This is a genomic window from Roseateles hydrophilus (assembly GCF_026712245.1).
Lineage (GTDB): Bacteria > Pseudomonadota > Gammaproteobacteria > Burkholderiales > Burkholderiaceae_C > Pelomonas > Pelomonas hydrophilus.
The window spans coordinates 983720-1003332 of record NZ_JAPPUY010000001.1 but is presented as its reverse complement, the minus strand read 5'-3'; the positions used below and the strand labels follow the sequence as shown (position 1 = coordinate 1003332).

24 protein-coding genes and 1 other RNA gene are annotated in these 19613 nt (G+C 66.9%); 14 read left to right on the top strand and 11 right to left on the bottom strand.

Annotation, left to right across the window (positions count from 1 at the left end; all coding sequences use genetic code 11):
• Positions 1 to 116: 116 nt before the first annotated feature.
• Complete coding sequence (gene rpsO, locus NYO99_RS04450) at positions 117 to 383, bottom strand: 30S ribosomal protein S15 (protein ID WP_268165882.1); 267 nt, start codon at positions 381 to 383, stop codon at positions 117 to 119.
• Between the two features lie 385 nt (positions 384 to 768).
• On the opposite strand from rpsO, the gene NYO99_RS04445 reads away from it, so the two are divergent.
• Entirely contained in the window at positions 769 to 1158 is a 390-nt protein-coding gene (locus NYO99_RS04445; protein ID WP_268165881.1) for an Hsp20/alpha crystallin family protein, read from the top strand.
• Here the strand turns inward: NYO99_RS04445 and tsaD are convergent.
• The 9 genes from tsaD to uvrB all read right to left on the bottom strand — a co-directional run bounded on the left by tsaD (position 1155) and on the right by uvrB (position 9813).
• Entirely contained in the window at positions 1155 to 2207 is a 1053-nt protein-coding gene (tsaD, locus tag NYO99_RS04440; protein WP_268165880.1) for a tRNA (adenosine(37)-N6)-threonylcarbamoyltransferase complex transferase subunit TsaD, read from the bottom strand. The two genes, NYO99_RS04445 and tsaD, sit on opposite strands and share 4 nt — an antisense overlap.
• Positions 2204 to 2542, bottom strand: a complete 339-nt coding sequence (gene fdx, locus NYO99_RS04435) for an ISC system 2Fe-2S type ferredoxin (RefSeq protein ID WP_268165879.1) — start codon at positions 2540 to 2542, stop codon at positions 2204 to 2206. The genes tsaD and fdx overlap by 4 nt, the downstream gene beginning before the upstream one ends.
• Positions 2543 to 2552: 10 nt before the next feature.
• Positions 2553 to 4397 carry a Fe-S protein assembly chaperone HscA gene (gene hscA, locus NYO99_RS04430; protein WP_268165878.1) on the bottom strand — a complete coding sequence of 615 codons (1845 nt, stop codon included), beginning with the start codon at positions 4395 to 4397 and terminating at the stop codon, positions 2553 to 2555.
• Positions 4397 to 4915 (bottom strand): Fe-S protein assembly co-chaperone HscB, encoded by a 519-nt coding sequence (gene hscB / locus NYO99_RS04425; RefSeq protein WP_268165877.1) that lies wholly within the window; start codon positions 4913 to 4915, stop codon positions 4397 to 4399. Before hscB ends, hscA begins: the two co-directional genes overlap by 1 nt.
• A gap of 59 nt (positions 4916 to 4974) precedes the next feature.
• Positions 4975 to 5298: an iron-sulfur cluster assembly protein IscA gene (iscA, locus tag NYO99_RS04420; RefSeq protein ID WP_056876585.1), complete on the bottom strand. Its 324-nt coding sequence runs from the start codon at positions 5296 to 5298 to the stop codon at positions 4975 to 4977.
• Between the two features lies 1 nt (position 5299).
• Positions 5300 to 5689: a Fe-S cluster assembly scaffold IscU gene (gene iscU / locus NYO99_RS04415; protein ID WP_268165876.1), complete on the bottom strand. Its 390-nt coding sequence runs from the start codon at positions 5687 to 5689 to the stop codon at positions 5300 to 5302.
• Positions 5690 to 5707: 18 nt separating this feature from the next.
• A complete protein-coding gene (locus tag NYO99_RS04410; RefSeq protein WP_268165875.1) occupies positions 5708 to 6928 on the bottom strand; it encodes an IscS subfamily cysteine desulfurase in 1221 nt (406 codons plus the stop codon).
• A gap of 35 nt (positions 6929 to 6963) precedes the next feature.
• Positions 6964 to 7497, bottom strand: a complete 534-nt coding sequence (locus NYO99_RS04405) for a Fe-S cluster assembly transcription factor (protein ID WP_268165874.1) — start codon at positions 7495 to 7497, stop codon at positions 6964 to 6966.
• A 186-nt stretch (positions 7498 to 7683) separates the two neighbouring features.
• Positions 7684 to 9813 (bottom strand): excinuclease ABC subunit UvrB, encoded by a 2130-nt coding sequence (gene uvrB, locus NYO99_RS04400; RefSeq protein WP_268165873.1) that lies wholly within the window; start codon positions 9811 to 9813, stop codon positions 7684 to 7686.
• A 106-nt stretch (positions 9814 to 9919) separates the two neighbouring features.
• Between uvrB and NYO99_RS04395 the strand changes: the two genes are divergently transcribed.
• From NYO99_RS04395 to NYO99_RS04355, 9 genes are all read left to right on the top strand, one after another.
• The gene (locus NYO99_RS04395; protein WP_268165872.1) at positions 9920 to 11107 is read left to right on the top strand and encodes an amino acid aminotransferase; all 1188 of its coding nucleotides are present in this window, start codon (positions 9920 to 9922) and stop codon (positions 11105 to 11107) included.
• A gap of 128 nt (positions 11108 to 11235) precedes the next feature.
• Entirely contained in the window at positions 11236 to 12558 is a 1323-nt protein-coding gene (locus tag NYO99_RS04390; RefSeq protein ID WP_268165871.1) for a polyhydroxyalkanoate depolymerase, read from the top strand.
• A complete protein-coding gene (rsxB, locus tag NYO99_RS04385; protein WP_268165870.1) occupies positions 12555 to 13199 on the top strand; it encodes an electron transport complex subunit RsxB in 645 nt (214 codons plus the stop codon). Before NYO99_RS04390 ends, rsxB begins: the two co-directional genes overlap by 4 nt.
• Positions 13200 to 13220: 21 nt before the next feature.
• Positions 13221 to 13865, top strand: a complete 645-nt coding sequence (gene nth, locus NYO99_RS04380; RefSeq protein WP_268165869.1) for an endonuclease III — start codon at positions 13221 to 13223, stop codon at positions 13863 to 13865.
• Between the two features lie 14 nt (positions 13866 to 13879).
• Positions 13880 to 14092, top strand: a complete 213-nt coding sequence (locus NYO99_RS04375) for a DUF904 domain-containing protein (protein WP_268165868.1) — start codon at positions 13880 to 13882, stop codon at positions 14090 to 14092.
• Positions 14089 to 14400 (top strand): cell division protein ZapA, encoded by a 312-nt coding sequence (locus tag NYO99_RS04370; protein ID WP_268165867.1) that lies wholly within the window; start codon positions 14089 to 14091, stop codon positions 14398 to 14400. Before NYO99_RS04375 ends, NYO99_RS04370 begins: the two co-directional genes overlap by 4 nt.
• A 17-nt stretch (positions 14401 to 14417) precedes the next feature.
• A non-coding RNA gene (gene ssrS / locus NYO99_RS04365) (6S RNA) lies at positions 14418 to 14598 on the top strand.
• 24 nt (positions 14599 to 14622) lie between these two features.
• Positions 14623 to 15081 carry an EVE domain-containing protein gene (locus tag NYO99_RS04360; protein WP_268165866.1) on the top strand — a complete coding sequence of 153 codons (459 nt, stop codon included), beginning with the start codon at positions 14623 to 14625 and terminating at the stop codon, positions 15079 to 15081.
• Positions 15078 to 15890 (top strand): sulfite exporter TauE/SafE family protein, encoded by an 813-nt coding sequence (locus NYO99_RS04355; RefSeq protein WP_268165865.1) that lies wholly within the window; start codon positions 15078 to 15080, stop codon positions 15888 to 15890. The genes NYO99_RS04360 and NYO99_RS04355 overlap by 4 nt, the downstream gene beginning before the upstream one ends.
• On the opposite strand, the gene NYO99_RS04350 is transcribed toward NYO99_RS04355, so the two are convergent.
• Positions 15887 to 16894 carry a GGDEF domain-containing protein gene (locus tag NYO99_RS04350; protein WP_268165864.1) on the bottom strand — a complete coding sequence of 336 codons (1008 nt, stop codon included), beginning with the start codon at positions 16892 to 16894 and terminating at the stop codon, positions 15887 to 15889. The genes NYO99_RS04355 and NYO99_RS04350 overlap by 4 nt on opposite strands.
• Positions 16895 to 17108: 214 nt before the next feature.
• Between NYO99_RS04350 and NYO99_RS04345 the strand changes: the two genes are divergently transcribed.
• From NYO99_RS04345 to NYO99_RS04330, 4 genes are all read left to right on the top strand, one after another.
• On the top strand, positions 17109 to 18323 hold the full coding sequence (locus NYO99_RS04345; RefSeq protein WP_268165863.1) for a BaiN/RdsA family NAD(P)/FAD-dependent oxidoreductase: 1215 nt from the start codon (positions 17109 to 17111) through the stop codon (positions 18321 to 18323).
• Between the two features lie 165 nt (positions 18324 to 18488).
• Entirely contained in the window at positions 18489 to 18701 is a 213-nt protein-coding gene (gene rpsU, locus NYO99_RS04340; RefSeq protein ID WP_007833691.1) for a 30S ribosomal protein S21, read from the top strand.
• Positions 18702 to 18803: 102 nt separating this feature from the next.
• Positions 18804 to 19250, top strand: a complete 447-nt coding sequence (locus NYO99_RS04335) for a GatB/YqeY domain-containing protein (RefSeq protein ID WP_268165862.1) — start codon at positions 18804 to 18806, stop codon at positions 19248 to 19250.
• Positions 19251 to 19259: 9 nt separating this feature from the next.
• A complete protein-coding gene (locus tag NYO99_RS04330) occupies positions 19260 to 19604 on the top strand; it encodes a protein tyrosine phosphatase family protein (RefSeq protein ID WP_268165861.1) in 345 nt (114 codons plus the stop codon).
• The last annotated feature ends 9 nt before the right edge of the window (positions 19605 to 19613 follow it).

Here is a 19613-nt window from a genome sequence, read left to right as displayed (position 1 = left end):
CGGCAAGGAGCCGTCTTGGAATGATCCGCGACCACGTCAGCTTGGTTCCGGCAGATGGACAAAGAGCCTGTGCTGGGCTTTGAGGACCAGACAGGCTCCTTGACGGATTCGCTAGCTTACTTGCGCAGGCCCAGCTTCTGGATCAGGGCGACGTAGCGGGCGGAGTCAACACGCTTCAGGTAGGCCAGCAGGCTCTTGCGGGTGTTGACCATCTTCAGCAGACCGCGACGGCCGTGGTGGTCCTTGGCGTGCGTCTTGAAGTGGGGGGTCAGATCGTTGATGCGGGCGGTCAGCAGAGCGACCTGGACTTCCGGGCTGCCGGTGTCGTTGGCGCTGCGTGCGTTGGCCTTGACGATCTCGGCCTTCTTTTCGGCGATGGACATTTGTTTTCCAAAAGGTTTCGGAAGTCCGGCCGGGCGAGGCACAACGAGAGGCGCTGCCGCAGACGGTTTCCGGGGTTGACTTGCGGACACGGGGGAAACCACCCCGAGCCGTGCTCATGTTCCATGCACTGAAAGTCAATGCGCAGAACCGGCGGATTGTAGCGCAAAGCTGGCAATCGACCCATGCCGCCCTGCGCCAAGTTAGCGGACGTGGGGACGGCTGCGGCCGGCTTCAAGCGGCGGCACACGACCAACCCCTCGAATGCACGCTTTCGCACGGGCGCCTGCAACAACACCCTTGAAGCGCAACCGGCCTACCCTATGTCTGGGTCACCGGGAGCTGCTCCCGACTGGTTCAGCAGCGCAAACAACGGAGTCTTCATCCATGTTCTACGTGACCCAACCCCGCCATGTCGCCCGTGTCTTGCGCCGGTTCGATGCGGACAATGTCCGCACACCCGCCCTGGATATCAGCGAGGACGACGAGGCCTACAGCGTCACCGTCGACATGCCCGGCGTCGCCAAAGAAGCCGTGAAGGTGCGCATCGACGGACGCCGCGTCCACATCGAATCCACCGCCGCCGACACTCCGCCGCCGGCCGATGGCTCGCGGTTGCTGTACCGCGAGCGTCGCACGGCCAGCTACGCGCGCAGCTTCGCGCTGCCCGTTGAGATCGACCAGACGCAATCGCAAGCGCGCTTCGACAACGGCGTGCTCACACTGCATCTCGTCAAGCGCATCGCTGACAACGGCAGCGAACTCAAGATCCTTTAAGCCGCAGAAAGATCCCAGCGCGGACGGACTTCAAACCCGCCGTCGCGCCTGGGCTGGGCCATGCCACGCTGCACACGCAGCGCAGCGGCCATCGCGATCATGGCGCCGTTGTCAGTGCACAGCGACAGCTCGGGGTAGTGCACACGCACGCCCCGCTTCGCACATGCGGCGTTCAGCTGCTCACGCAGCTTGGCGTTGGCCCCGACGCCGCCAGCGACAACGAGGCGCCTCAGCCCCGTTTCCTTGAGTGCCAGCAGCGACTTCTTGACCAGCACCTCCACGATGGCCGCCTGCGTCGAGGCGGCCAAGTCAGCCTTGGCCGGGTCGCTCGGCGAACACCCATCCAGGCCGAGCTTCTTCACCTGCGTCAGCACCGCCGTCTTCAAGCCGGCAAAGCTGAAGTCCGGCTTGCCGCTGTGCAGCAGCGGCCGCGGCAGTGCGAAAGCCTCCGGGTTGCCCGACTCGGCCAAACGAGCCAGGTGCGGGCCGCCGGGATAGGGCAAGCCCAGCAGCTTGGCGCTCTTGTCGAAGGCCTCGCCAGCGGCATCGTCAATGGTCTCGCCGAGGATCTCGTAACGGCCAACATCGTCCACGCGCATCAGCTGCGTGTGACCACCGCTGACCAGCAGCGCGACGAACGGAAACTCCGGCGGATCAGCCGACAGGAAGGGCGACAACAGGTGCCCTTCCAGATGATGGATAGGCAGCGCCGGCACATCCAAGGACGCCGCCAGCGACACAGCCACACCCGCCCCCACCAGCAACGCACCGGCAAGCCCCGGGCCTTGCGTGTAGGCGATCAAGTCCACGTCATGCAGCGCCAAGCCAGCCTGCGACAGCACCTCGCGTGTCAGCGGCAGCACGCGGCGCACATGGTCGCGCGACGCCAACTCCGGCACCACCCCGCCATAGGCCTGGTGCATGCTGATCTGGCTGTGCAAGGCCTGCGCCAGCAGCCTGGGCGGCGCGTCAGCCGTCACCTCGACGAGCGCCACCCCAGTCTCGTCACAGGACGATTCAAAACCCAGGATGCGCTGAGCGGCGCTCACTTGCCTTCCTTGGCGTGGTTGATCGAGTACTTGGGAATCTCGACCGTGATGTCCTGCTGCCGCAGCAGCGCCTGGCAGGACAGCCGCGAGTCCGGCTCCAACCCCCAGGCTCGATCAAGCATGTCCTCCTCGTCCTCTTGCATCTCGGAGAGCGACCGGCCGCCTTCACGGACGATGACATGGCAGGTTGTGCAGGCGCAGACCTGATCGCAGGCATGCTCGATATGAATGTCGTTGGCCAGCAGCACTTCGCAGATCGACGCGCCGGCTGCGCCGGTCAGCGTCGCGCCATCGGGGCAGTACTCGGCGTGCGGGAGGATCTTGATGACAGGCATGGTGTGAATCTCAGAGCTGGCTGACATCGCGGCCGGTGAGCGCGCGGGCGATGGAGCGGTTCATGCGTTCGGCGGCAAAGCCTTCGGTGGCCTCGGCCAGCGCCTTGACGGCAGCGTCAATGGCATCCGCGTCGTCGTTCATCGCGGCCAGGGCTGACAAGCGGGCCTCCAGCGCCTCGCGCTCGGCATCGGGCAGCAGGTCACCATCGGCCGCCAATGCGCTGCGCGTGGCCAGCACCATGCGCTCGGCTTCAACCCTGGCCTCGCGCAGCTTGCGGGCGGCCATGTCGGCGTCCGCGCTGGCAAAGCCGTCCTTCAGCATGCGGGCAATCTCATCGTCTGCCAGGCCGTAACTGGGCTTCACGGTGATGGCCGCCTGCACGCCTGACGTCAACTCCTCGGCGGACACGCTGAGCAGGCCGTCGGCGTCGACCTGGAAGCTGACGCGGATGCGCGCCGCACCGGCCGCCATCGGCGGGATGCCGCGCAGCTCGAAGCGCGCCAGCGAGCGGCATTCACTGACCAGCTCGCGTTCGCCCTGCACGACATGGACCGCCATCGCCGTCTGACCGTCTTTGAACGTGGTGAAGTCCTGGGCCTTGGCGACCGGGATGGTCGAGTTGCGCTCGATGACGCGCTCAACCAGGCCTCCCATGGTCTCCAGCCCCAGCGACAGCGGGATCACATCCAGCAGCAGGATCTCGCCATCAGCGGCATTGCCGGCCAGCTGATTGGCCTGGATGGCTGCACCCAGCGCGACGACCTCATCGGGGTTGAGGTTGGTCAGCACCTCGCGGCCGAACAGCTCGCCGACCGCGCGACGCACGACGGGCATGCGCGTGGAGCCGCCAACCATCACCGTGCCCTGCACATCCGCAGCTTTCACTTTGGCATCGCGCAGCACCCGCTTCACGGCGGACAGCGTCTTGGCGATCAGCGGCTGGGCAAGTTCCTCGAACTGCGATCGCGTGACCGTCACGCGCAGTTCGCCTGCATCCAAGGAGGCAACCAACTCGGTCGCATCCGCCTCGGACAGCGCCTCCTTGGCTGCTCGCGCAGCAACGAGCACCGCGCGCTTGTCGTGCGCCGATGCGAGCGCACGACCGCCCAACGCCCACTCGGCCAGCGCGCGGTCGAAGTCATCGCCCCCCAGCGCGGCATCGCCGCCGGTCGCGACCACCTCGAACACGCCACGCGTGAGGCGCAGCAGCGAGATGTCAAAGGTGCCGCCACCCAGGTCGTAGACGGCGTAGAGGCCTTCGCTGGCGTTGTCCAACCCGTAGGCGATGGCCGCAGCAGTCGGCTCATTGATGAGGCGCAGCACCTTGAGGCCAGCGAGCTCGGCAGCGTCCTTGGTCGCCTGCCGCTGGGCATCGTCGAAGTAGGCCGGCACCGTGATGACGACGCCAAAAAGATCGTCGAGGAAGCTGTCCTCGGCGCGGAAGCGCAGCGTAGCCAGGATCTCGGCCGACACCTCCACCGGGCTCTTCACGCCGTCGCGCGTGGCGATGCCCAGCATGCCGGGGCGGTCTTCAAACTGGTACGGCAGATGCTCGCGATTGGCGACGTCCGCCAGCGAGCGGCCCATGAAGCGCTTCACCGAGACGATGGTGTTCTCGGGGTCTTCGGCCTGCGCGGCCAGCGCGTCAACGCCGATCTGGCGGCGGCCTTCGGGCAGGTAGCGCACGGCCGAGGGCAGGATGACGCGCCCCTGCTCGTCGGGCAGGCACTCGGCCAAGCCGTGACGCACGGCGGCGACGAGGGAATGCGTCGTGCCGAGGTCGATGCCAACGGCGATGCGGCGCTGGTGCGGGTCCGGCGACGCGCCGGGTTCGGAGATTTGGAGCAGGGCCATCAGGCGTCGAGCGCCGCGAGGCGCTGGTCAATGTCGGCGCGGAAACGCTGGATGAACATCAGCGCCCTCACCTGCGCGGCTGCCGCCGGCGCGTCGTTGTTGTCGTCGAGCAGGCGCTGGGCCAGAGCCAGGGCAGCAGCCTCAGCCCGCGCCGCGTCGACATCCAGGGCCTCGAGCGCGGACTCGCTGCGCGCGTCATCGAGCGCCTCACGCCATTCCATCTGTTGCATCAAAAAGGCCGCCGGCATGGCCGTGTTGGTCTCCGCCCCCACCGCCGCACCGCGCAACTCACAGAGGTAGGCCGCGCGCTTGAGCGGATCCTTCAGCCTCTGGTAGCCCTCGTTGACACGCATCGCCCATTGCATGGCCACGCGTTGGGCGGCTGCCCCTTCGGCCGCAAAGCGATCCGGATGCACTTCAGCCTGCAGCGCTTTCCAGCGCGCATCAATGGCAGCGCGCTCCTGGGCCTGCGTCTCAGGCAGGCCAAAGAGCTGGAAGTCGTTGTCGGTCAAGCGCATGGCGGTCGATGAAAAGCAAAAGCGCGGCAGCGCCGCGCTCCGCGAAACGTCAGGGTCGGTCAGACACGGAAGGATTCGCCGCAACCGCAGCGGTCCTTCTCGCGCGGGTTGCGGAACTTGAAGCCTTCGTTCAGCCCTTCGCGGACGAAGTCCAGCTCAGTGCCGTCGAGGTAGGGCAAGCTCTTGGGGTCGATGAGGATCTTGACCTCATGACCTTCGAAGACAACGTCCTCGGGCGCAACGTCGTCGGCGTACTCGAGCTTGTAGGCCAGGCCCGAGCAGCCGGTGGTCTTCACACCCAAGCGCACGCCCACGCCCTTGCCGCGCTTGGCGATGTAGCGCTTGACGTGGCGGGCTGCGGCTTCGGTCAGGGTGACGGACATGTCAGCTGGCCGCGTGCTTGGCGCGGTAGTCGTCAACCGCAGCCTTGATGGCGTCCTCGGCCAGGATGGAGCAATGGATCTTGACCGGGGGCAGCGCCAGTTCTTCGGCGATCTGCGTGTTCTTGATCGACAGCGCCTCATCCAGGCTCTTGCCCTTGACCCATTCGGTCACCAGCGAGCTGGAGGCAATGGCCGAGCCACAGCCGTAGGTCTTGAATTTGGCGTCCTCGATGAGGCCGGTCGCCGGGTTCACCTTGATCTGCAGCTTCATCACATCGCCGCAGGCCGGCGCACCAACCATACCGGTGCCAACGTCCTCATCCCCCTTGTCGAAGTTGCCGACGTTGCGGGGGTTCTCGTAGTGATCAACGACTTTTTCGCTGTATGCCATGTTGTTCTCCTGATGGGCTTAGTGCGCAGCCCATTGAATCGTGCTGAGGTCGATGCCGTCCTTGTACATGTCCCACAGCGGGGACAACTCGCGCAGCTTGGCGACCCGGTCGTTCAGCACGCTGATGGCGTAATCGATCTCTTCTTCGGTCGTGAAACGGCCAATGGTCATGCGCAACGAGCTGTGCGCCAGTTCGTCGCTTCGACCCAGGGCGCGCAACACATAGCTGGGCTCCAGGCTGGCCGACGTGCAAGCCGAGCCCGACGACACCGCCAGGCCCTTGACGCCCATGATCAGCGACTCGCCCTCGACGTAGTTGAACGAGATGTTGAGGTTGTGCGGCACGCGGCGCTCGAGGTCGCCATTGATGAAGGTCTGCTCGATGCCGGAGAGGCCCTTGATCAGGCGCTGCTGCAGCGCGCGGATGCGCTCCTGCTCGGCAGCCATTTCTTCACGGGCGATGCGGAAGGCCTCGCCCATGCCGACGATCTGGTGCGTGGGCAGCGTGCCCGAGCGCATGCCACGCTCGTGGCCGCCACCGTGCATTTGGGCTTCGAGACGCACACGCGGCTTGCGGCGCACGTACAGCGCGCCCATGCCCTTCGGACCGTAGGTCTTGTGGGCCGACATGCTCATCAGGTCGATCGGCAACTCGGCCAAGTTGATCGCAACCTTGCCGGTCGCCTGGGCCGCGTCGACATGGAAGATGATGCCGCGCTCGCGGCACAGCTTGCCGATCGCCACCACGTCCTGAATCACGCCGATCTCGTTGTTGACGAACATGACCGACACCAGGATGGTGTCCGGGCGCAGGGCCGCCTGGAAAGCGTCCAGGTCGAGCAGGCCGTTGGGCAGCACGTCGAGGTAGGTGACTTCGAAGCCCTGCCGCTCCAGCTCACGCATGGTGTCCAGCGTGGCCTTGTGCTCCGTCTTGACGGTGATCAGGTGCTTGCCGCGCGTCTTGTAGAACTGGGCAGCACCTTTCAAGGCCAGGTTGATGGCTTCGGTGGCGCCCGAGGTCCAGACGATCTCGCGCGGATCAGCGCCAATCAGCTCAGCCACCTGTACGCGCGCCTTCTCGACGGCTTCTTCCGCCTCCCAGCCCCAGGCGTGGCTGCGCGACGCCGGGTTGCCGAAATGCTCGCGCAGCCAGGGAATCATGGCGTCCACCACGCGCGGGTCGCACGGCGTCGTCGCGCCATAGTCGAGGTAGATCGGGAAATGCGGGGTCATGTCCATGGAACGACTACTTTGAAATCTTGTGCCGGATTGGCTTACTTGCTGAACGCGCCACCCAGCGCGAACACCGAATTCGGCGCCGTCACGCGGATGGGCTTGAGCACCGGCTGGCTGGAGATGGCCCGCTTGACCGGCGCTGCCTCGACCTCGAAGCCCTTGGCGAGCTGCTCGTCCGCCAGCTTGCGCAGCGACACGGAGTCGAGGTACTCGATCATCTTGGCGTTCAGATTGGTCCAAAGCTCGTGGGTGATGCAGCGGCCACTGTCCTCACCCATGCAGTTTTCTTTGCCGCCGCAGCCGGTGGCGTCCAGCGCCTCGTCCACAGCGACGATGATGTCGGCGACCGTGATGTCCTCGGCCTTGCGACCCAACGAGTAGCCGCCGCCCGGGCCTCGGGTCGACTCCACCAGTTCATGGCGACGCAGCTTCCCGAACAACTGCTCCAGGTAGGACAGCGAAATCTGCTGCCGCTGGCTGATCGCCGCCAGGGCCACCGGGCCCGCATTCTCGCGCAGCGCCAGATCCAGCATCGCGGTGACTGCAAACCGGCCTTTGGTGGTGAGACGCATGTGAAACTCCTTGGCGAGGTGCCCGAACCAGAGAAGTCCAGGACAAGAATTCGGGGTTAACCCGTGACGCACTGGACAATAGCCGAGCGAATCATTTCCGATGATTTTACTCGACTACCAAGCCCATGCTTCGCGCAAGCCGGCGCACCCCAATGTGCACAGGGCTTTTGCTGCGGCGCAGCAGCATCAACGCGACACGCCGGGCTTGCGGGCCGACTCAAGCGGCACGATGTTGTCGTGTACGCGAGCGCCGAAGGCCTGCTCGCGCAGTTGCGCCAATTGGTCGCGCAAGCGGGCGGCCTTCTCGAATTCCAGGTTGCGGGCATGCTCCAGCATCTGCTTCTCCAGTTGGGCAATGCGCTTGGCCAGGTCCTTCTCGGACAACTCCTCGACCTGGGCCGCCGCCAGCAATTTGGCCTCATCACGGCCAGACTCCTCCGAGTAGACGCCGTCGATGAGGTCCTTGATGCGCTTTTGCACGCTGCGCGGCGTGATGCCGTGCTCCTCGTTGAACGCGATCTGCTTGGCGCGGCGGCGCTCGGTTTCGCCAATGGCCTTGCGCATGGACTCCGTGATCTTGTCCGCGTACAGGATGGCCTTGCCGTTCAGGTTGCGCGCGGCGCGGCCGATGGTCTGTATCAGGCTGCGCTCAGCGCGCAGGAAGCCTTCCTTGTCGGCGTCCAGGATGGCCACCAGCGACACCTCGGGGATGTCCAGCCCCTCGCGCAGCAGGTTGATGCCCACCAGCACATCGAAGGCGCCCAGCCGCAGGTCGCGCAGGATCTCGACGCGCTCCACCGTGTCCACGTCCGAGTGCAGGTAGCGCACCTTGACGCCGTTGTCGCTGAGATAGTCCGTCAGCTGCTCGGCCATGCGCTTGGTCAGCGTCGTGATCAGCACGCGTTCATTGACCTCGACGCGCAGGCGGATTTCCTGCAGCACGTCGTCCACCTGGTGCGTCGCCGGGCGCACCTCGACCACCGGGTCAACCAGGCCCGTCGGCCGCACGACCTGCTCGACCACCTGCCCCGCGTTGTCCTGCTCGTACTGCCCCGGCGTCGCGGACACGAACACCGCCTGGCGCATCTTGCGCTCGAATTCATCGAACTTCAGCGGCCGGTTGTCCAGCGCTGACGGCAGCCGGAAGCCGTACTCCACCAGCGTCGTCTTGCGCGCCCGGTCGCCGTTGTACATGCCGCCAAACTGGCCGATCAGCACGTGGCTTTCGTCCAGGAACATGAGCGCATCGGGCGGCAGGTAATCCACCAGCGTCGGCGGTGGGTCGCCCGGCTGGGCGCCCGACAAGTGCCGCGTGTAGTTCTCGATGCCCTTGCAGTGCCCCACCTCCTGGAGCATCTCCAGGTCGAAGCGTGTGCGCTGCTCGATGCGCTGGGCCTCCACGAGCTTGCCCTCCTTCACGAAGAAGCCCACCCGCTCGCGCAGTTCCTCCTTGATCGCATCGGCGGCCGCCAGCACGCGCTCGCGCGGCGTGACGTAATGGCTGCTGGGGTAGACCGTGAAGCGCGGGATCTTCTGGCGGACATGACCGGTCAGCGGGTCGAACAGCGACAGCGCCTCGATCTCGTCGTCGAACAGCTCGATGCGGATGGCCAGCTCCGAATGCTCGGCCGGAAACACATCGATGGTGTCACCGCGAACGCGGAAGTGGCCGCGGCTGAACTCCATCTCGTTGCGCGTGTACTGCATGCGGATCAGGTGCGCGATGACGTCGCGCTGGCCCAGCTTGTCGCCCACGCGCAGCGTCATGACCATCTGGTGGTAGTCCGCCGGCGAGCCGATGCCGTAGATGGCCGACACGGAGGCCACGATGACCACGTCGCGGCGCTCCAGCAGGCTTTTCGTGCAGCTCAAACGCATCTGCTCGATGTGCTCGTTGATCGCGCTGTCCTTCTCGATGAACAGGTCGCGCTGCGGCACGTAGGCCTCGGGCTGGTAGTAGTCGTAGTAGCTGACGAAGTACTCGACCGCGTTCTTCGGGAAGAAGTCCTTGAACTCGCTGTAGAGCTGCGCGGCCAGCGTCTTGTTGGGCGCAAAGATGATGGCCGGGCGGCCCAGGCGCGCGATGACGTTGGCCATCGTGAAGGTCTTGCCTGAGCCGGTCACGCCCAGCAGCGTCTGGTAGCTGAGGCCGTCGTTGATCCCCTCGCACAGCTGGGCGATGGCGGTGGGCTGATCCCCCGCCGGCGGGAAAGGCTGAAACAGCTGAAACGGGGAGCCTTCGAAGCTGACGAATTCGCCCTTGCGCTCCTCGGCGTCTCCGTCCGGGGCGGTCTGGGCGTTCAGGGCGTCTTGCATCGGGTAAATCCTGGGAAAATCTGCGGCTTGCGCAATCCGTCAGCTTAAGCGCAGTCCCCCGCTGACCCCCTCCCCCTGCTGCCAACGCCCCTTCAGGAATCTCGACATGTCTTTGTTCGCCGACGTCGCCCTTGCCCCCCGTGACCCCATCCTGGGCCTGAACGAGCAGTTCAACGCCGACACCCGCCCCGGCAAGGTCAACCTCGGCGTGGGCGTGTACTACGACGAGAACGGCAAGCTGCCGCTGCTGAAGTGCGTGCGCGAAGCCGAGGCCGCCATGGCCGCGGCGCCCAAGCCGCGGGGCTACCTGCCCATCGACGGCATCGCCGCCTATGACAAGGCCGTGCAGAAGCTGGTGTTCGGCAGCGAGCTGAAGAACGTCGCCACCGTGCAGGCCATCGGCGGCACCGGCGCGCTGAAGGTCGGCGCCGACTTCCTGAAGCAGCTCAACCCGACCGCCAAGGTGCTGATCTCCGACCCGAGCTGGGAGAACCACCGCGCGCTCTTCACGCAGGCCGGCTTCACGGTCGAGACCTACCCCTACTACGACGCAGCCAACAAGGGCATCAACTTCGCCGGCATGCTGGCCGCACTGAACGCCGCGCCGGCTGGAACCGTCGTCGTGCTGCACGCCTGCTGCCACAACCCGACCGGCTACGACATCACGGCTGCCCAGTGGGCCGAGGTCGTCGCCGTCGTCAAGGCCAAGGGCCTGACGCCCTTCCTGGACATGGCCTACCAGGGCTTCGGCTTCGGCCTGAAGGAAGACGGCGAAGCGGTGCGCCAGTTCATGGCCGCCGGCGTCGGCTTCTTCGTGTCGACCAGCTTCTCCAAGAGCTTCTCGCTGTACGGCGAGCGCGTCGGCGCACTGAGCGTGGTCTGCAGCAGCGATGAAGAGGCCGTGCGCGTGCTGTCGCAGCTGAAGATCGCCATCCGCACCAACTACTCCAACCCGCCCACCCACGGTGCACAGGTCGTGGCCGCCGTGCTGTCCGACGACACGCTGCGCGCGATGTGGGAGGAAGAGCTGGCCGGCATGCGCGTGCGCATCAAGGCCATGCGTTCGGCGCTGGTGGCCGCGCTCAAGGCCGCCGGCGTCTCGCAGGACCTCTCCTTCGTCACCGAGCAGCTGGGCATGTTCAGCTACTCGGGCCTCACCGCCGCCCAGATGCAGCGCCTGCGCAGCGAGTTCGGCGTCTACGGCGTGGACTCCGGCCGCATCTGCGTGGCCGCCCTGAATGAGGGCAACCTGCCCACCGTCGCCGCCGGCATGGCGGCCGTCATGAAGGGCTGATCGCCGCGCAATGCACCGTTGAAGTGCGACGGATTGGCGGTTTGACCGCCAATCCATGTTGCAGCGCACAACGCTGCAAGCGTTTTCTGGCACCATCGCCTCATTCCTGAACCTCGCCAAGGCCGGCCATGCTGTATCAATTCTTCGAAACCCAGCGCGCCCTGCTCAGCCCGTTCTCCGAGTTCGCCGCCGCGTCGGCCAAGCTCTACAGCCACCCGCTGTCGCCGTTCACGCACACACCGATGGCGCAGCGCCTGTCCGCCGGGCTGGACCTGATGCACCGCCTGGCCAAGGACTACGAAAAGCCCGAGTTCGACATCAAGACGGTGGAAGTCGACGGCGTCGATGTCGCCGTGCAGGAGCTGGTGGCCATCGAGAAGCCGTTCTGCCGCCTGCTGCGCTTCAAGCGCTACACCGACGACCCCGCCGTGCTGGCCAAGATGAAGGACCAGCCCACGGTGCTGGTCGTGGCGCCGCTGTCGGGCCACCACAGCACGCTGCTGCGCGAGACCGTCAAGCAACTGCTGAAGGATCACAAGGTCTACATCACCGACTGGACCGACGCGCGCATGGTGCCGCTGGAGGTGGGCCCCTTCCACCTGGACGACTACATCCGCTACGTGCAGGAGTTCATCCGCCACGTCGGCGGCGCCGACTGCCACGTGATGTCCGTCTGCCAGCCCACGGTGCCCGTGCTTGCCGCCATCTCGCTGATGGCCTCCGCTGGCGAGGCCACGCCGCGCAGCATGACCATGATGGGCGGTCCCATCGATGCCCGCAAGAGCCCGACAGCCGTCAACAACCTGGCCATGAACCGCAGCTACAGCTGGTTCGAGAACAACGTCATCTACCGCGTACCGACCAACTTCCCCGGCGCCGGCCGCGAGGTCTACCCGGGCTTCCTGCAGCACACCGGCTTCGTCGCGATGAACCCGGACCGCCACCTCTCCTCGCACTACGACTACTTTCTGGACCTGGTGCGCGGCGACGACGACAGCGCCGAGGCACACCGCAAGTTCTATGACGAGTACAACGCCGTGCTGGACATGCCCGCCGAGTACTACCTGGACACGATCAAGACCGTGTTCCAGGACTTCGCGCTGGTCAACGGCACCTGGTTCGTCGACGGCCAGCAGGTGCGCCCGCAGGACATCCAGACGACCGCGCTGCTGACGGTCGAAGGCGAGCTGGACGACATCTCCGGCGCCGGCCAGACCCGTGCCGCGCACGACCTGTGCGAGGGCGTACCCAAGGCCCACCAGTTCCACTATGACGCCATCGGCGCCGGGCACTACGGCATCTTCTCGGGCCGGCGCTGGCGCGAAAAGGTCTACCCGCAGGTGCGCGACTTCATCGCGAAGTACGAAGCTGCCCCGCTGAAGCAGACGGCCAAGGCCGCGCCGGTGAAGGCGGCGGCCAAGCCCGCCGCCAAGCGCACCCGCCGCGCGTGAGTCTCGCGGCCCTCATCGACGCCGCGCTGCCGCAGACCCAATGCACCCGCTGCGGCTACCCGGACTGCCGCCGCTACGCCGAAGCCGTCGCCGCCGGTGAGGCCGGCATCAACCAGTGCCCGCCCGGAGGCGCCGAAGGCGTGGCCCGGCTGGCCGCCATCACCGGCCGGCCGGCGCTGCCGCTGAACCCGGCCCACGGCATCGAAGCCACGCGCGGCGTCGCGGTCATCGACGAGGCCTGGTGCATCGGCTGCACGCTGTGCATCAAAGCCTGCCCGGCCGACTGCATCGTCGGCGCGCCCAAGGCCATGCACGTCGTCGTCACGGCACAGTGCACCGGCTGCGAGCTGTGTGTGCCGGCCTGCCCGGTGGACTGCATCTCCATGCCCGAGGTGACCACAGCCACCGGCTGGGCCGCCTGGAGCCAACCGCAGGCGGACGAGGCGCGCGAACGCTACGCCTTCAAGCAGTTCCGCCGCCACCGAGAGGCCGAGGAGAACGACGCCCGCCTGGCTGCCAAGGCCGAGGCCAAGCTGGCCGACCTGCCAGCGGCATCGCACATCACCGACCCGGCGCAGCTGGACCGCAAGCGCGCTGCCATCGAGGCTGCACTGGCCCGAGCCAGAGCCAAGCGAGGCTGAAGGCGGCTGACAATCGGCCGCATGAACGCCGCCCAAGTCGATCGCTTCTTCGCCACGCTGCAACGCGCCAATCCGGCGCCGCAGACCGAGCTGGAGTTCTCCAGCGTCTTCGAGCTGCTGACGGCGGTGCTGCTGTCCGCGCAGGCCACCGACGTCGGCGTCAACAAGGCCACCAGGCGCCTGTTCGCCGTCGCCAACACGCCCGCGCAGATCCTGGCGCTGGGCATCGCCGGGCTGGAGTCGCACATCAAGACCATCGGCCTGTACCGCAGCAAGGCCAAGCATTTGCTGCAGACCTGCCAGATCCTCATCGAGCAGCATGGCGGCGAGGTGCCGCGCTCGCGTGCGGCGCTGGAGGCGCTGCCCGGCGTCGGCCGCAAGACCGCCAACGTCGTCCTCAACGTCGCCTTCGGCGAGCCGACGATGGCGGTGGACACGCACATCTTCCGCGTCAGCAACCGCACCGGCCTCGCGCCGGGCAAGACGCCGCTGGCCGTCGAGCTGGGCCTGCTGCAGCGCGTGCCCGCGGCCTATCTCGTCGACGCCCATCACTGGCTCATCCTGCATGGCCGCTACGTCTGCCAGGCACGCAAGCCCTTGTGCAACGTTTGCGCCGTCATCGACGAATGCGATGACGGGCGCCGCCTAAAATCGGCGTCCGCCTGATCAGAAGCCCCTCCATGGCCAGCCTCACCGACCTGACCGACCGCGTTGAGCGCCTGCTCGTGCGCCACGACGAAATCCTGCGCACCAACCTGCTGCTGCAGGTGCAGTTGACCGCCATCACGCAGGAGCGCGACAGCCTGCGCTCGCGCCTGAGCGCCGCGCGCGCGCGCGTCGACGCACTGCTGGAGCGCCTGCCCGCTGAGGCGCCCAAGGAGGAGCAGCCGTGAAGCAGATGGAAGTGACCATCATGGGTCAGAGCTACCTGCTGGGCTGCCCGCCCGGCGGCGAGGCTGCACTGACCGCGGCCGTCGCCCAGGTGGACCGCGAGATGAGCGCCATCCGCGACGCCGGCAAGGTCAAGGCCCGCGAGCGCATCGCCGTGCTGGCCGCGCTCAACCTCGCCTACCAGCTGGTCGAAGCGCCGCGCGAGACGACTGCGGCTGCACCCTCGCCCGCGCCGGCTGAGGTCCCCGAGATCGATGCCCTCATCAAGCGCCTGGACGAAGCGCTCGGACACGACGGCCAGCTGCTCTGACCGCGTAAACTCCGCGACGTCCACTGCGTTCCTCTGGGGCTTTAATTTCCTTCATCCGATGCTCTATGAGCAAGGGCTTGGAATATGCCGGATGGGCGTGAGCGTCTCGCGTCAGATGAACCCGAAGTCCGGATGACCTGGCCCACCTGATTACCCCTGGGTGTTCAGGATCTCGGCCCCCAGGATCGCGGTGGACACCTTTTCCTCCCCTAGCATCGGCCCATGAACTACTGGCTGATGAAGTCCGAGCCCGACGAGGCGTCGATCGATGACCTCCGGCGTGCAGGCACCCTGCCCTGGACAGGCGTACGCAACTACCAAGCCCGCAACTTCATGCGCGATGCCATGCGCATCGGTGACGGCGTGCTGTTCTATCACTCGTCCTGCGCCGAACCGGGCATTGCCGGCCTCGCGGAAGTCTGCAGCGCCGCCTACCCGGACGCGACGCAATTCGACCCGGCCAGCCCCTACTTCGATCCCAAGTCCAAGCCCGAGGCACCGCGCTGGGTGCATGTCGACGTGCGCTGGCGTGAGACGACGCGGCTGCTGAGCCTGAAGGCCATGCGCGAGGCGCCTGAACTGGCCAGCATGGGCGTGCTGCAGCGCGGCAGCCGGCTGTCCATCACCCCCGTCACGCCGGCCGAATGGCAGGCCGTGCTGACCAGGCTGCATCAGGCATGACGCTCACCCTCGCCCTTGAACTGCTCGCCCTGGGGCTGAGTGCTGGGTTCCTGGCCGGCCTGCTGGGCATCGGCGGCGGCATGCTGATGGTGCCCTTCCTGACCTTCATCCTCGATCAGCGCGGCGTGGAGCCCGGGCTGGCTGTCAAGATGGCCATCGCCACGTCCATGGCCACCATCATGTTCACGTCGCTGTCCAGCGTGCGGGCGCACCACCGCCGCGGTGCCGTGCGCTGGGACCTCGTCAAGGGACTGGCCCCCGGCATCCTGGCCGGCGGCCTGCTCGCGGGCGCCGGGCTGTTCAGCATCATCAAGGGTGCCTGGCTGGCGCTGCTGTTCGCGCTCTTCGTCAGCTTCTCGGGCTGGCAGATGCTGCGCAACAAGCGACCGGCGCCCAGCCGGCAGATGCCCGGCCCCGCCGGCCAGTTCGGCGCCGGCAGCGGCATCGGCCTGCTTTCAGGTCTGGTGGGTGCGGGCGGCGGCTTCGCCAGCGTGCCCTTCATGGTCTGGTGCAACGTGCCGGTGCATGCCGCCGTGGCCACCAGCGCGGCGCTGGGCTTCCCGATCGCGCTGGCCAACACGGCCGGCTATGTCGTCGGCGGCTGGAGCCAGCCGCCCGCGCTGCCCGGCGCCGCGGGCTACCTCTACCTGCCGGCGCTGGCGCTCATTGCGGCGGCCAGCGTGACCATGGCCCCGATCGGCGCCCGCGTGGCACATGCGATGGACGTGGCGCAGTTGAAGAAGGCCTTCGCCACGCTGCTGTTCGCGCTGGCAGCCTACATGCTCTACAAGGGACTGAGCGGGCTTTAGCCGAAGGCGATGGAGGCCAGCACGACCTGGTTGCCGCCACGGCGCTGGGCCTCGTGCACGGCGTTCTCGCTGGCCGTCATCAGCTCTTCCTGGCGCGACGCGGTGTGCGGGAAGCTGGACACGCCCATGGAGATCGACAGGCCCAGGTCCTGCCCGTTGAGCACAACGATCTGCGCCGCGCACTGACGGCGCAGCTGCTCCATGCGGGCATGCGCCGTCGCCAGGCCCACGCCAGACAGCAGCACCGCGAAGCGTTGCGGCCCGATGCGGCAGGCCGAGTCCATCGCCCGCGTGTTAGCCCGCAACATGCGGCCGATGCCTTCCAGCAGACGCTGCTGGGCTTCATCGCCCAGCTCCGACACAGCCGGGGATGCATCCAGCGCGATGACCACCAGCGCGAACTCACGGTGCTCGCGGGAGGACAGGTCGATCTCGCGCAGCAGTTGGTCGTCGAACTGCGCACGCAGATAGAGGCCCGACACGTCGTCACGCCCCGACCCCTGCTGCAACTCGCGGCGGATCTGCTCGATGGCGCCCTGCTGCTGCTCGATCTGCGTCAGCGCGCGCTGCAACTGCGTCTCACGATGCCGCTCCTCGGTGCGCTCCTGCCAGACCGCCAACAGGAAGTCCGACCCGAGCGCCAAGCGTGTAACGCTGAACTCGCGGCGGCGGCCATTGATCTCGAGCTTGTGCTCGGACACGACGGGGTGCCGCTGCGCCATGACCGTCTGCTCGACGCGGCGCAGCGCACTGATCTCGTCGGGCCGCAGCAGCTCGGCATCGTTGTGCCCCACGGCCTCCTCGCGATCCAGCATCTGGGCGAAGCCGGTGCTGGCGAACGCATAGCGCCCGCTGGCCGCCTGCTTGATGGCCGCCTGGCAGCCCAGGGGCTCGATGAGCGCCACCAGGCCCGCCAGCGTGTCGCCGCCCAGTTCGGGATGCTCGGCCAGCCAGGCGGACAGGCTGCCCGGCGGCGTCGCGGAGGTGTCGGCGATCGTGTTCATGAACTCGTGGTGATTCGATCGAGTGCCGCTGGCGGGGGCCAGGGCTTGCGCGGGTGTCGAGGCACTGTAGTTGGGCGGCCAACCAGCCTGCAAGGCCGGGCCATCCCACGATCCGGGCCTCCCCCCTAAGAAGCCTGGTGCGTCAGCTGCGAGGCATCGTAGCGAGTTTCAATGCCTCGCCCCGCGAGAATGCATCCCTATTCGAGGGAGGTTTATGCAGGCATTTGACGTCGTCGTGGTGGGGGCTGGCGCCGCCGGGCTGTTCTGCGCGGGGCGCGCGGGCCAACGCGGCCTGCGCGTGCTGCTGATCGACCACGCCTCCAAGCTGGCTGAAAAAATCCGCATCTCCGGCGGCGGTCGTTGCAATTTCACCAATCGTGATGTCACGCCGGCCAACTTCCTGTCCGAGAACCCGGCCTTCTGCCGCTCCGCGCTGGCCCGGTTCACCGCGCAGGATTTCATCAAGCTGGTCCAGCAGCATGGCATCGCCTTCCACGAAAAGCACAAGGGACAGCTGTTCTGCGACGACTCCAGTGAACTGATCATCCAGATGCTGCTGCGCGAGTGCGAGGCCGGCGGCGTCACACGCTGGCAGCCCTGCACCGTCGCCGATGTGCGCCCGGTGGCAGACGGCTTCGAGCTGGACACAGCCCAGGGCCCCGTGCGGGCGCGCCGCGTGGTGGTGGCCACAGGCGGCCTGCCCGTGCCCAAGATCGGTGCCAGCGACTGGGGCCTGCGCCTGGCCAAGCGCCTGGGACACGCCATCGTCGAGCCCCGCCCTGCCCTCGTGCCGCTGACCTTCGATGCCGACGCCTGGGCGCCGTTTGCCGCGCTGGCCGGGCTGTCGCTGCCAGTGGAAGTCAGTGTCGGTAGTGGCAAGGCGCGCACGCGCTTTCTGGAAGACCTGCTGTTCACCCATCGAGGCTTGAGCGGCCCGGCCATCCTGCAGATCTCCAGCTACCGCACGGCGGAGCAGCCGCTGCAGATCAACCTGGCACCCGAGCTCCGGCTGGACACCGAGCTCGTGCAGGCCAAAGCGAGTTCGCGCCGGCAGCTCGGCAACGAGTTCGGCGCGCGGCTGCCGCAGCGCCTCGCCGCCGCCTGGCTGGAGCGGGCCGCGCTGGACGCCGCGCGCCCGCTGCCGGAATGCCGCGACGCCGACCTGCAGCGCCTGGGCCGCAGCGTCCACGAGTGGCAGCTGATGCCCAATGGTGATGAGGGCTGGCGCAAAGCCGAGGTCATGCGCGGTGGCGTCAGCACCCGGGACCTGAGCTCGCAGACCCTGGAAAGCCGCCACGTGCCCGGCCTGCATTTCATCGGCGAGGTAGTGGACGTGACGGGCTGGTTGGGGGGCTACAACTTCCAATGGGCCTGGTCCAGCGCTGCGGCCTGCGCCGAGGCGCTGGTAGCCGGCTGCGCAGAAAACTGAGGGAATCTTGGCAAACCCTTGATTTCCCGGCTACAATCCTCGGCTTTGCTAGCAAACCCGCGCGTCGATTCGCTGCACTTCTCGAAGAAGACCAAGAGAAGCAGTAATCCGGAACCTGCTGCTGAAACTTAGCCGCGAACACCGAGCGCACTCTGAAGGAAATACATGACCACCATCCGCGTCAAGGAAAACGAGCCGTTCGACGTTGCACTGCGTCGCTTCAAGCGCACCATCGAAAAGCTGGGCCTGCTGACCGACCTGCGCGCCCGCGAGTTCTACGAAAAGCCCACCGCCGAGCGCAAGCGCAAGAAGGCTGCGGCCGTCAAGCGCCACTACAAGCGCGTGCGCAGCATGCAGCTGCCCAAGAAGCTGTACTGATAACGCCTCCTGACGCGATCCGGGATCTCGCATTCCGGTGAACTCCAGAACCCGCCACAGGACGCTGTCGCGGGTTTTTGTCTTTTTGAACCGGAATCTCCCATGAGCCTCAAAGACCGCATCACCGAAGACATGAAGGCCGCGATGCGCGCCAAGGACAGCGACCGCCTGCTGACCATCCGCGGCCTGCTGGCTGCCGTGAAGCAAAAGGAAGTGGACGAGCGCATCGTCGTGGACGACGCCGGCCTCGTGGCCATCGTCGACAAGCTGATCAAGCAGCGCAAGGACTCCATCAGCCAATTCGCCGCAGCAGGCCGTGAGGATCTGGTCGCCAAGGAAAGCGCCGAGCTCGCCGTGCTGCAGGTCTATCTGCCGGAGCGCCTGTCCGCCGAGGCCGTCGCCGAGAAAGTGGCGGCCATCGTGGCCGAGCTGGGGGCCAGCGGCCCGGGCGACATGGGCAAGGTCATGGCCGCCGCCAAGGCGGCGCTGGGCAATTCCGCCGAGATGAGCACCGTCTCTGCCGCCGTCAAGGCCGCACTGGCCAAGTAAGGAGCCGCCATGAGCCTGCCGCTGCAAGCAATCGCCCCCGACATCTGCGCCGCGCCGCAACTGACGCCTGACGCCATGGCCGAGGCCGCGGCCATGGGTTTCAAGAGCGTGGTGAACAACCGGCCCGATTTCGAGCACGGACCAGACCAGCCAACCTCGGCCGAAATCCAGGCCGCAGCACAGGCTGCCGGCCTGCAGTACCGCCACCTGCCGGTGGCCGGCGGCTACCAGTCGCCCGAAGAGATCGCGGCCATGGCCGCACTGCTGGCGGAGCTGCCGCGGCCGCTGCTGATGTTCTGCCGCTCGGGCGCGCGTTCGGCGCGCCTGTTCATGCAGGCGCAGCAACTGGGCTGAAGCCGTCGG

What these genes read in the sequence shown, in the direction of transcription:
- rpsO (WP_268165882.1), bottom strand. Translation starts at nt 383, where the DNA reads ATGTCCATCGCCGAAAAGAAGGCCGAGATCGTCAAGGCCAACGCACGC.
- NYO99_RS04445 (WP_268165881.1), top strand. Translation starts at nt 769, where the DNA reads ATGTTCTACGTGACCCAACCCCGCCATGTCGCCCGTGTCTTGCGCCGG.
- fdx (WP_268165879.1), bottom strand. Translation starts at nt 2,542, where the DNA reads ATGCCTGTCATCAAGATCCTCCCGCACGCCGAGTACTGCCCCGATGGC.
- hscA (WP_268165878.1), bottom strand. Translation starts at nt 4,397, where the DNA reads ATGGCCCTGCTCCAAATCTCCGAACCCGGCGCGTCGCCGGACCCGCAC.
- hscB (WP_268165877.1), bottom strand. Translation starts at nt 4,915, where the DNA reads ATGCGCTTGACCGACAACGACTTCCAGCTCTTTGGCCTGCCTGAGACG.
- iscA (WP_056876585.1), bottom strand. Translation starts at nt 5,298, where the DNA reads ATGTCCGTCACCCTGACCGAAGCCGCAGCCCGCCACGTCAAGCGCTAC.
- iscU (WP_268165876.1), bottom strand. Translation starts at nt 5,689, where the DNA reads ATGGCATACAGCGAAAAAGTCGTTGATCACTACGAGAACCCCCGCAAC.
- NYO99_RS04410 (WP_268165875.1), bottom strand. Translation starts at nt 6,928, where the DNA reads ATGGACATGACCCCGCATTTCCCGATCTACCTCGACTATGGCGCGACG.
- NYO99_RS04405 (WP_268165874.1), bottom strand. Translation starts at nt 7,497, where the DNA reads ATGCGTCTCACCACCAAAGGCCGGTTTGCAGTCACCGCGATGCTGGAT.
- uvrB (WP_268165873.1), bottom strand. Translation starts at nt 9,813, where the DNA reads ATGCAAGACGCCCTGAACGCCCAGACCGCCCCGGACGGAGACGCCGAG.
- NYO99_RS04395 (WP_268165872.1), top strand. Translation starts at nt 9,920, where the DNA reads ATGTCTTTGTTCGCCGACGTCGCCCTTGCCCCCCGTGACCCCATCCTG.
- NYO99_RS04390 (WP_268165871.1), top strand. Translation starts at nt 11,236, where the DNA reads ATGCTGTATCAATTCTTCGAAACCCAGCGCGCCCTGCTCAGCCCGTTC.
- nth (WP_268165869.1), top strand. Translation starts at nt 13,221, where the DNA reads ATGAACGCCGCCCAAGTCGATCGCTTCTTCGCCACGCTGCAACGCGCC.
- NYO99_RS04375 (WP_268165868.1), top strand. Translation starts at nt 13,880, where the DNA reads ATGGCCAGCCTCACCGACCTGACCGACCGCGTTGAGCGCCTGCTCGTG.
- NYO99_RS04360 (WP_268165866.1), top strand. Translation starts at nt 14,623, where the DNA reads ATGAACTACTGGCTGATGAAGTCCGAGCCCGACGAGGCGTCGATCGAT.
- NYO99_RS04355 (WP_268165865.1), top strand. Translation starts at nt 15,078, where the DNA reads ATGACGCTCACCCTCGCCCTTGAACTGCTCGCCCTGGGGCTGAGTGCT.
- NYO99_RS04350 (WP_268165864.1), bottom strand. Translation starts at nt 16,894, where the DNA reads ATGAACACGATCGCCGACACCTCCGCGACGCCGCCGGGCAGCCTGTCC.
- NYO99_RS04345 (WP_268165863.1), top strand. Translation starts at nt 17,109, where the DNA reads ATGCAGGCATTTGACGTCGTCGTGGTGGGGGCTGGCGCCGCCGGGCTG.
- rpsU (WP_007833691.1), top strand. Translation starts at nt 18,489, where the DNA reads ATGACCACCATCCGCGTCAAGGAAAACGAGCCGTTCGACGTTGCACTG.
- NYO99_RS04335 (WP_268165862.1), top strand. Translation starts at nt 18,804, where the DNA reads ATGAGCCTCAAAGACCGCATCACCGAAGACATGAAGGCCGCGATGCGC.
- NYO99_RS04330 (WP_268165861.1), top strand. Translation starts at nt 19,260, where the DNA reads ATGAGCCTGCCGCTGCAAGCAATCGCCCCCGACATCTGCGCCGCGCCG.